The sequence below is a fragment of the Anaerococcus sp. NML200574 genome, from assembly GCF_026131665.1.
GTDB classification, from domain to species: Bacteria; Bacillota; Clostridia; order Tissierellales; family Peptoniphilaceae; genus Anaerococcus; species Anaerococcus kampingae.
The window spans coordinates 1-9,341 of sequence record NZ_JAMXSM010000045.1; the positions used below are offsets into that span (position 1 = coordinate 1).

General features: G+C 30.0%; 12 protein-coding genes and 2 pseudogenes. All 14 read right to left on the reverse strand.

From position 1 onward, the window contains the following. Positions 1-143: pseudogene (locus NH286_RS10675) on the reverse strand (DUF1016 domain-containing protein); the annotation flags it as partial. 152 nt (positions 144-295) lie between these two features. Continuing rightward, positions 296-781, reverse strand: a pseudogene (locus NH286_RS10070) (phage replisome organizer N-terminal domain-containing protein); the annotation flags it as partial. A 102-nt stretch (positions 782-883) separates the two neighbouring features. After that, the gene (locus tag NH286_RS10075) at positions 884-1,411 is read right to left on the reverse strand and encodes a PcfB family protein (protein ID WP_207047749.1); all 528 of its coding nucleotides are present in this window, start codon (positions 1,409-1,411) and stop codon (positions 884-886) included. 185 nt (positions 1,412-1,596) lie between these two features. Further along, positions 1,597-1,815, reverse strand: a complete 219-nt coding sequence (locus NH286_RS10080; protein WP_236002991.1) for a MobA/MobL family protein — start codon at positions 1,813-1,815, stop codon at positions 1,597-1,599. A gap of 88 nt (positions 1,816-1,903) precedes the next feature. Next, complete coding sequence (locus NH286_RS10085; RefSeq protein WP_207047748.1) at positions 1,904-2,755, reverse strand: DegV family protein; 852 nt, start codon at positions 2,753-2,755, stop codon at positions 1,904-1,906. Beyond that, on the reverse strand, positions 2,752-3,294 hold the full coding sequence (locus NH286_RS10090) for a DUF1836 domain-containing protein (RefSeq protein WP_265238667.1): 543 nt from the start codon (positions 3,292-3,294) through the stop codon (positions 2,752-2,754). The genes NH286_RS10085 and NH286_RS10090 overlap by 4 nt, the downstream gene beginning before the upstream one ends. 329 nt (positions 3,295-3,623) lie before the next feature. Next, positions 3,624-3,797, reverse strand: coding sequence for a hypothetical protein (locus NH286_RS10095; protein WP_265238669.1), 174 nt, complete (start codon positions 3,795-3,797; stop codon positions 3,624-3,626). Positions 3,798-3,870: 73 nt separating this feature from the next. Then, positions 3,871-5,505, reverse strand: coding sequence for a MobQ family relaxase (gene mobQ / locus NH286_RS10100; protein ID WP_265238671.1), 1,635 nt, complete (start codon positions 5,503-5,505; stop codon positions 3,871-3,873). A 329-nt stretch (positions 5,506-5,834) separates the two neighbouring features. Beyond that, positions 5,835-6,125 carry a DUF3847 domain-containing protein gene (locus tag NH286_RS10105; protein ID WP_265238673.1) on the reverse strand — a complete coding sequence of 97 codons (291 nt, stop codon included), beginning with the start codon at positions 6,123-6,125 and terminating at the stop codon, positions 5,835-5,837. Between the two features lie 79 nt (positions 6,126-6,204). Beyond that, complete coding sequence (locus NH286_RS10110; protein WP_265238675.1) at positions 6,205-6,828, reverse strand: alpha/beta fold hydrolase; 624 nt, start codon at positions 6,826-6,828, stop codon at positions 6,205-6,207. Positions 6,829-6,830: 2 nt separating this feature from the next. After that, positions 6,831-7,151, reverse strand: a complete 321-nt coding sequence (locus NH286_RS10115) for a hypothetical protein (protein ID WP_265238677.1) — start codon at positions 7,149-7,151, stop codon at positions 6,831-6,833. Between the two features lie 107 nt (positions 7,152-7,258). Continuing rightward, entirely contained in the window at positions 7,259-7,762 is a 504-nt protein-coding gene (locus tag NH286_RS10120; protein WP_265238679.1) for an RDD family protein, read from the reverse strand. A 220-nt stretch (positions 7,763-7,982) separates the two neighbouring features. Then, on the reverse strand, positions 7,983-8,204 hold the full coding sequence (locus NH286_RS10125) for a hypothetical protein (protein ID WP_265238681.1): 222 nt from the start codon (positions 8,202-8,204) through the stop codon (positions 7,983-7,985). A 137-nt stretch (positions 8,205-8,341) separates the two neighbouring features. Then, positions 8,342-9,341, reverse strand: a 1,000-nt coding sequence (locus NH286_RS10130; protein ID WP_265238683.1) for a sensor histidine kinase, incomplete at its 5' end; no start/stop codon positions are given.

Genomic DNA, 9,341 nt, shown 5'->3' on the forward strand with positions numbered 1-9,341 from the left:
CCCAAGTTCCAATACAAATCAAGCAACTCATAATTAACTTTTACTGCTGCTTTTAATTGACTGCGTCTAACTTTTTCCTTTAAATCTAAAAGTAATTTTTTATATTCACTATCTCCTATAATAGCTAAATCTTTTTTATCCATTCTCATCACTCCAATCTGATTCTTTATTTTATTCTGTTTCTTACACCAATGGTGGGAGTTTTAATCTTTTTATCATAATCAGCTTACAGTTAACAAGCTCATTTTATCATTACACATTTAGTTTAATTAATGTGATTATACCAAAAATATTAAATCTTTTCTATCTCTCCCTCTCTCTCTTTATCTATCTCTATATCTTTCTCTATCTCTATCTCTCCGTTGCACTTTTGTTGCTTGTGTGTTGCAATGGTGTTGCATTGCAACATTTTTAATTCTCTAGACTTTCTTGACCTCCTTGTGGAAGCTGTTTCTGATCCTATAAGGCTTGGTATTTCAGTTAGGAAGTATTCATCATTTTCTGTTACAACTTCTAATAAGCCTTGATTGATTAAATAATTAACTGTTACCATTACATCATCGTCTGTTTCATCTATGGTTAGTGCTAACTCTTTTATAAAATCACTTTCTACTCCGTCATAATAGAGTTTGCCCTCATCTTTTAGGCTTAATAATAAAAGTTTGAGGTAGATTATCGTGTAGGTATCTCCTCCCGATATTCTCCTTAATCTTTTTATCCTCTTGTCTGTGAAAAATTCTTCTTTTAATTTTATCCAATAATATCTTTTGTTTGTTGCCATTTCTGCTCCTTTCTTGATTTTCGATAATCGAAATTCTTGATTTCCGATTTTCGGAAGTCTTGTTATTATGATTATTTAAGGGTGTAACTTTTCGTTACTCCCTTAGATTTCTCTGGTCATATCCTTTTTGTTTGGTTTTACTTTTCCCTTTACTTTCCTTTTTACTTTTTCTTTTGCCTTATCCTTGTTCTTGGATAGGTCTTTGTATTTCTTTATTTGCTTTAGGATACTTTCTTTTTCTTTTTTATTTTCCTTGGCTATGACTTGCTTAAAGGCATATTCCATTACTTTTATGTCTTTGGCTTGGAAGAATATTTCATAGTTTTGGCTTTCTTTGTTTTTCATTACTGAAAAACTTACTCCAAGTTTATTTAGTTCTTTTTTTAAGTCTTTGAGGTCGCTTTGATCTACGCTTATATTTTCTAGTTGTCCTTTTTTGTAGAGGTCTTTTATTTTTATTTCATCGCCCATAAGGCTTTTTAGGTTTCCGTTTGCTTTTTCTAAAGTTTCATTCATCTTTTTTCTTATTTCTTTGTCTAAGTTGATTGATTCTTTTGCTGCCTTTATTGTGTATGTTATTATGGTTTGTGCTGCTTGTCCTGCTTCTTTGCTTATTTCTTCGTTTATCATGTTTTATCTCTCCTTTGTTTGAATTAAAAAAAGGGAAGTATAGGCTTTAATTTTTCTATACTTCCCTTTGCTTGTTTTTATTTGGTTGTTCTTGGTGGTGGAATACTTTATTTTGATGTTTTTATAACTTTCTTAGGTATTTGTACCTTTTATTATTTTAAATAGCTTACAATACCTTTCCACCTTTAGTAGTTTGTGTGTGTTCTTTTGTCTGATAGATAGTTTTTCATGTTGGAATATATAATCTGTATTTCTTCATTGTTCATCGCTTTTATTTCTTCTGTGCTTTTATATGTTTTGTATGTTCCATCTTCATTTATTGGTTTTACTATGGTCATTATATGAGCATAAATATTTTGATTTCCATCTCTACTTTCATCATGAATTGCTAAATCTACTACCATTCCCTCTTTTACAAAGTTGGCTTGTATATATTCTTACTACAATAATACCAACAAAAAAGCTTAAGAGTCATCTCCTAAGCTTATCATCTTATAATTTATAATAGGCAAGACCTAACAGACCCCTGCCTGTGTGTGTTGCTAGTGTTGGTGCTATTTGCTCTTCAACATAAATCTTTGCACGAGCAACTTCATCTTTTAGTGCTTCCTTGGCTAGCGCCAATGCTTCCAGATTTGATCCATGGCAAATAGATAAGTAATAATCTTTGCTGTCGCTAAGTTCTTTCTTAACCCTTTCAATAAGTTTTTTTTGCGCCTTGACAAACCCTCTCACCTTGTCAATGGCGTAATAAATGCCGTCCGTATTGCATGTGATGATTGGCTTTATATCTAAAAACTGACCTATGGCACCTTGAACTTTTCCAATCCTCCCGCCTTTGATTAAGTGAGTTAATTCCGGTATGGCAAAATATGTTTTAGACCTCATATTATCTCTATCATCTGTCATTATTTTAATAATTTCATCAGCACTGCGACCTTCATCTCTAAGGCTCGCTGCCCTATAAGCGTAAAATCCTGCACCTATGGCAACATTTTTTGTGTCGAAAACCTTCACCCTGCCATCATAATCTGCAGCTGCAAGATTGGAAAGATTATTCACACCGCTTAGGCCTGATGAAACTGTGATTATTAAAACTTCATCGGCAGCATCTGCAAATTCTTTATCAATTGCTTCTTTCACTTCTGCTGGCGAAGGCGTGCTTGTCCTAGGAATTTCCTTATCAAGCAAGTCATAAAACTCATCCTTTTCTATATCAATTAAGTCCCTGTAAGATTTATCTGAAAAGTGAACCCACAAGGGCAGCATAGCTACATTTAATTTTTCGTATGCTTCTTTTGGCACATCACAAGCCGTATCTACAATTATTCCTAATTTACTCATTTGTCCTCCTTGGCTTTTAAAAGCTCGTATCCTAATAATTTTTGTGTAATAACCTTAGTGCAAACACTGACTATAGCAAACGTCAAGCCATTTCTATTGTCAAGATCAATATTGATAGATGCTGTACCCTTAATCTCAGGGCTATCTTGCTTCTCCAAGATATTTATGACTAATCTCAATACTTCTTCCACCTTGTTGCAAAAATAGTTGTATGACTCTTCTATAGAGCTCTTTTTAAGCTCAAACAAAATGCCATCATCAATCTCAGCCATAGTTAAAATGTTTTTCAAAACGGTAATCACTATACAATAAGCGATGTGATCACGATAATAACGCTTTTTGATTGGACTCGGCATAAGCTTATCCTTAACATAGTTATTGACCATGGTCTTTGTTAGTTTATTGTCCCCTTCAAACATCACTTCCAAAGTTTTATTAACAATCTCAACTAACTGCTCTAAATATATACCAAAGTCAGGCAAGTCCTTGTATCTTGGAAGCTTAAATTCACTAATATCACTCAAATTTTTATTTATCATATTGCCCCCCACCTAGTATTTAATACTATATCTATAGTTTCCCGCAACTAGATTATAAAGTCAAGCATTTTTTATAAATTTTCTAATATCCTCACCAAAAGATTTCAAGAATGAGCAAAAACCTTATTTATTTCTTCGTTTATCATGTTTTATCTCCTTTGTTTGAATTAAAAAAAGGGAAGTATAGGCTTTAATTTTTCTATACTTCCCTTTGATTGTTTTTATTTGGTTGTTCTTGGTGGTGGAATGCTTATTTTAGATGTTTTTATAGCTTACTTAGGTATTTGTACCTTTTATACTTTTAAATAGCTTACAATACCTTTCCACCTTTAGTAGTTTATGTGTGTTCTTTTGTCTGATAGATAGTTTTTCATGTTGGAATATATAATCTGTATTTCTTCATTGGTCATTGCTTTTATTTCTTCTGTGCTTTTATATGTTTTGTATGTTCCATCTTGATCTGCTTTTATGAGTTCATCTATTAGCCCTTGCCTTTTATTCATCTCTATTACCTCCTAGTTCTGCCTTTAGTTGTTTGGTCATATTATAGCTTGGATAAGATATTTTTACCAGGTCTTATCTTTCTTGATTTTTATAATAGTCTTTGGTTGATTGTCTTTTTTTATTAAAGCTATCACTATCTTGCTTATACTCTTTTATCTTTTCTATGATACTTTCTTTTTCTCCTCTCTTAATTGCCTTGTCAATTTCTATTGATAGGTCGATACCATATTCTCCATTAACTACTTCTACTGCATATTTAATATGATTTATTTCCTTGTATCTTTCCCTTATCTTTTCTGACTCTGTATTTAGTTTACTGATTTCATCTTCTAAGTTTTTGATTTCTCCTAACCATTCTTTTTCTCTTAAATTTTTCTTTCCACTGATTTTTTCAATTAAGGTCCTTGCTCTTATATGTTGGTCTATTTCCTTTTGGTTATTCTTGTAGAAGCTTTCTTTGAATATTTTCTTGCTTTCATATTCTTGGTAGGTTGCTTTTGTTTTTCTTACAGTCTTTGCATAGGCTAAACACTTATTAAGGTCTTCTATCTTTTGACTATTTTCTTTTATGGTCTTATATATTTCAGAATTTTTACTTCTTAGGGTATTTATATGCCCTTGTAGGTCTGATATGGTTTTTATTTTGTTATCTCTTAGATAATTTATTCCACTTGCATATCTTTTTAAATCATAGATTGCTTTGTTTCTTTTGCCATAAAATGATAATTCAGCCCTATTATTTTCTTGCATTTCTTGATAGAAGCTTAAATATTCATAGAGGTTAAAGAGTCCTGATTCATTTTCTATTTGCTTTTTACTTTGGTATTTATATTCCTTGTATGATTCTTTTAGCTTATCTTTGAAGCCTGCTAACCAAGATGTTATTTTCTTTATTTCATTTCCTATGTTTTTTAATAGTTCATTTTGTTTTTTTATTTCACGATTTATATCTCCTTTTTCTGTCCTTATTCCTTTTCTTTCCATTGCACTAGCACTTGCTCCTAGATGTATTGTTGGTATTTGTTTTATACCTTGTCTTTTAAAACTCCTATGGTCTACTCTTTTTTCTATATTATTTTTTGCTAGATATTCATTGCAAAGGTCTGAAAAATTTCCTCTCCATTTTTCTACATTGCCTTTATCATTCCAGGTTGTTAGTTCTACTTTTCTTGTCTTGGGTTTTCCATTTTTGTTTAATACTTTTTCTCCTTTTTCATCTAGGATATATTCTTTTTTTGACTTAGCTAAGAACTCTCCTTTTTCGTTTATGGGTCGCATTATGGTCATTATATGACAATGGATATTTCCATTTTTATCTTGACTCTCATCATGAATTGCATAATCTACTATCATTCCTTGTGATGTTAGATTTTCTTTTATAAATCTTTCGACTAGGTTTTTATTTTCACTTAAAGATAACTCTTTTGGTAGTCCTATTATGAATTGTCTTGCTAGTTGTGCATTAGAATTTTTTTCTGTCATTTCTACTTTATTCCATAAGGTAGACCTATCATTAAATTCTTTTGGTATATGATCAGGCAATATTATATTTTTTACTAATACTTTTTCTTTTCTTGTATAGTCATGGGTTACTCCGTCCCATTCATTTTTTATTTTTTCTCCACTTATATATGCTGCACTTGCTACTGCACTTTTTCCTTTTCCTCTTGATATTATGTTTACTGAAAAATGAAAACTGTCTGCCATTTTTATCACTTCCTTTCTTTGTTGTTTTAGGTGGAGGCTTAATAGTCTTTTATATCTTCTTTGTGAATGAGCGTTTTGAAATGATAGAATTAAAAAAGCCGACTACTGAATTAATTTTTGTTGTTTCAGTATGTCGGCTTAATTGTTTTGTTCATTTCAAATTTTAAAAGTCAAGGGCGAGCCTTAGCGAGTTTATTTACCATTGACTTTTAAAAAGCGAATGGTTGTTGGTCGCTGCAAGGGTTTGGCTCCGCAGGACGCAATCACCCTTTAGGGTGTATAATTGCGCCCTTAGAAAATCTAAGGGAGATTTGATTATTTTATTTTCCTTAATTTTCTCTCATTATTCTTAGTGTTTCTTTAAATTCTTTTGTTTTTGTTGCTTCTTCTAATAGGATTTTTATTTCTTCATCTGTTAGTTCTGCTGCATTTTCTATAAGGCTTTCTAAGATTGCTCCTCTTGTTATGAGTCTATGAGTTCTTTCTTTTCTTCTTTTCACTATGTCTTGTTTTAATATCTTCTTTTCTTGATTTTTTAGTTGCCTTAATTTTTCTTCTGTATTATCAATTTTGTCTTTTATTTCCTTTGATTCTTGTCTTATTTGCTCTAATTTTTTCATAAAAAACTCCTTTCTTGTAATATAAAAAGACGATAGAGTTTTAAATTTCTATCGTCTAGGCTACCTTTAATTATTCTATTTACACAGTCCAAAATTCTGATATTATCTGTCCTAAGTCTTTAGGATTATCAATATTTATTTCATGTCCAGAATTTTTTATTATTCTAAATTCACTATTTTTAATCTTGTCATTAAAAAGTTTACTACTCTTAATATTGAGCTTATCTTCTTTCCCACAAAGTAATAATGTCTTACAATTTACCTGTTCTAATCCATCATTTATCCTTAAGTCCTTCATTGATTTAAGCAGATTTATGAATTCATTCTTTGTTAGACCTAATTTTAAAAAATTAGATTGTGGCATAAGTTTAAAAATAAATGTTTGTATGCTAAAAAGTAATTTGGGTATCCTATATGGTACTCCTATTAAAATTAGAGAATTTACTTTCTCAGGGTGATTTTTTGTATAGTCTAAAGCAAGTATTCCACCTAAAGAAAGACCGCATAAGTTTACCTTATCTTTACAATTATTTATTCGTTTTTCAAAAAAATTATAAAGATCATTGTATTCATAACTATCATTTTTTAATAAATCAAATAGATTAGGACAAATAACATTATAATTGTATTCTCTCAAATACTCCTTTACTTTATCCCAACTTTTATCATCTTGACCCAACCCATGAATTAAAATGTTCTTCACAATTAAATCTGACAATTCTCAGGCTTTATTAAAACTAACCATTTATATATTCTTTTAGTAATTCTCCATAACCCTATCCCAATAATAGTTAGTAAAAATCCAACAATTAAAGAAATAATTAGGTCTGGTAAAACTCCTAAACCAAAGCTAGGTTTAGTTAACCAATATAAGTCTATTCCCAATAATTTGAACACAAATTTCGCGATGCTTCCAACTATAACAATTGGACCACTAATCATAAAAGCCCACCCAGTTATTCCTGTTATAGGAAAAACAAATATCCAAATACATGAAGCTATTGTATACCACTTTAAATTTTTCATAATAATCTCCTTAAAAGCAATCAAATTGTATATATTATTATACCCAGTTTTTTCATTTTCTATTCTTAGTCTATTGGTTACATAGTAGTATTATAGCAAAAATATTCCTATTTATTTTGTACTTGGGTATTTGCCAACAAATCACCCAAATGTCTTTTATCATTACGTATAAGACCCATTAATAATAGCAGCACAGCAAATCCGATGCCTATAAAGAACAAAACGATAGCCAATACATCAAAGTCAGTATAAATTCCATGAATCGTACTCATATGTCCTATTTGCCATGGTAAAAATTTGATTAAGTTTCTTATAAAGCTTGCTTTTAAAGATTTATGTTTATAAACAAGTTTTAAACCCGCTTTGCGTTTACCAAAACTCCCATCTTTTGAATAATCCAAATAAGAAAAAATCAAAGTAATCGGAATAACTGATGTTAATAAAGCAATTAATTGTGACTGTAATTCGTTCATTTTCGGAATTCCTTTAAAAAACAGATGGTAAACTGCCATGCTTACTCCAAATAACAATGCTAAATATAAAAGAATAAGTAAATAATCAAAAAACAACTCTTTAATTCGTTTTTTTAATGATATTGGATTATTATTCATAAACATACTTTATTTATCCTCGCAGTGTGAAAAGTTTTCTTTATCTCCTCGTATATTATAGATGAACCGTCAATTAACATTACAGTTTTTTTCATTATATCTCCTTAACAAAAAATATTTCTATTTTCTGCAACAAATCTTATATCTACCTTATAGTATAACGTATTTTTGCAAATTTAATTAAACTAGGAAACATTCTCACAAATGCTTCCTAGTTTAATTAAATTTCATCATATTTCTTTTTTAATTTATCCATGTAGTCAAGGTCAATCCACTCCTCGCTAAAGCCACAAGAAGTGCAAATATACCTATCAACAGACACTGCCGACATAATTGTATGGCCAGTCATAATATTATTTCCAGTTCCATAAGCTCCAGCAGATCCTGGCACAAATAAAATATCACTTCCTCCACACTTTGGGCACTTTTTATTATTTTTCATAAATACTCCTTTTTGATTCTTCCTTACTTTCATAATGCCTCATATACCGACCTCCGTGGTATATATATATTATACCAAAAATATTTTTATCCTAACGTTAATTCATAATCTTGTAATCAAACTGTTCCTATTTATTTTTATTTTACACCCTTTTCAATTTTGCAAGCTACAGGTATCTCTATAAAAAATACTGTATATTGTCCAAACTCACTTCTTACTCCGATGTCTCCTCCCGCATTATTAAGTATTTTTTTTACTATTGATAAGCCTAATCCCATTGATTCTTTATCAGTTGACCTAGCTTTATCCACTGTGTATAATGGATTAAATATTTTATCTAATTCTGATTTCTCTATGCCCTTTCCATTGTCTTTAAATTCTATTATAACTGTATCTGGGTTTTCTTTTGCAATTATATCAATTTCCAATGGGTTTTCCCCTCTATATTTTATAGAATTTGAAAACAGATTTTCTAATATGATTTCAAGCATCCTGTCAGATAAACCTATCACTGTACTTTCTTTTATATTATTTTGATAAAATAAATTTTCTATTTCAATTGTAAATGATCTATTTAATTCATCTACAATTCTATCTAAAGATTCTCTAGCTTTGATATGATTTATTTTTTTGTCATATATATCAAGTAATGAATAGTCTTTTAGTTGTTTGATTCGATTATTCAATTGTTTGATCTTTTTGTTTATTATCCTTATATATTCGTCTTTTTTTTCTTGGCTATCAGCAACTCCGTCACTTATTCCATCTATGTGGGCTTGTATTACAGATAAGGGAGTTGATAAATCATGGCTTATAGAGGCTATCAGCTCTTCTCTTTCTTCTTTTGCTTTATTTTCTCTTTCCCTATATGATTTTAAGGACGCTACCATTTTATTAAAATTATCTAATAATTCTCCTATTTCATCCACCCTATCATTTTCTATATATAAATCATATTCCCCTTTAGATAGCTTTTTAAAATTATCTAGCAAATCATATATAGGCTTTATAATAATCTTATCGACGTAAGCTAAAAATATAGTCGATATAATGACAATTACTATAGCTATTAATATAGAAATTGATGTTAAAGATAACAAAAGACTTTTAGGTTCTTTTTCTGGTATTCCTAAGACC

Excerpts from the sequence above, each read along its gene's own strand:
- NH286_RS10075 (WP_207047749.1), bottom strand. The coding sequence starts at position 1,411 with ATGATAAACGAAGAAATAAGCAAAGAAGCAGGACAAGCAGCACAAACC.
- NH286_RS10080 (WP_236002991.1), bottom strand. The coding sequence starts at position 1,815 with ATGGTAGTAGATTTAGCAATTCATGATGAAAGTAGAGATGGAAATCAA.
- NH286_RS10085 (WP_207047748.1), bottom strand. The coding sequence starts at position 2,755 with ATGAGTAAATTAGGAATAATTGTAGATACGGCTTGTGATGTGCCAAAA.
- NH286_RS10090 (WP_265238667.1), bottom strand. The coding sequence starts at position 3,294 with ATGATAAATAAAAATTTGAGTGATATTAGTGAATTTAAGCTTCCAAGA.
- NH286_RS10095 (WP_265238669.1), bottom strand. The coding sequence starts at position 3,797 with ATGAATAAAAGGCAAGGGCTAATAGATGAACTCATAAAAGCAGATCAA.
- mobQ (WP_265238671.1), bottom strand. The coding sequence starts at position 5,505 with ATGGCAGACAGTTTTCATTTTTCAGTAAACATAATATCAAGAGGAAAA.
- NH286_RS10105 (WP_265238673.1), bottom strand. The coding sequence starts at position 6,125 with ATGAAAAAATTAGAGCAAATAAGACAAGAATCAAAGGAAATAAAAGAC.
- NH286_RS10115 (WP_265238677.1), bottom strand. The coding sequence starts at position 7,151 with ATGAAAAATTTAAAGTGGTATACAATAGCTTCATGTATTTGGATATTT.
- NH286_RS10120 (WP_265238679.1), bottom strand. The coding sequence starts at position 7,762 with ATGAATAATAATCCAATATCATTAAAAAAACGAATTAAAGAGTTGTTT.
- NH286_RS10125 (WP_265238681.1), bottom strand. The coding sequence starts at position 8,204 with ATGAAAAATAATAAAAAGTGCCCAAAGTGTGGAGGAAGTGATATTTTA.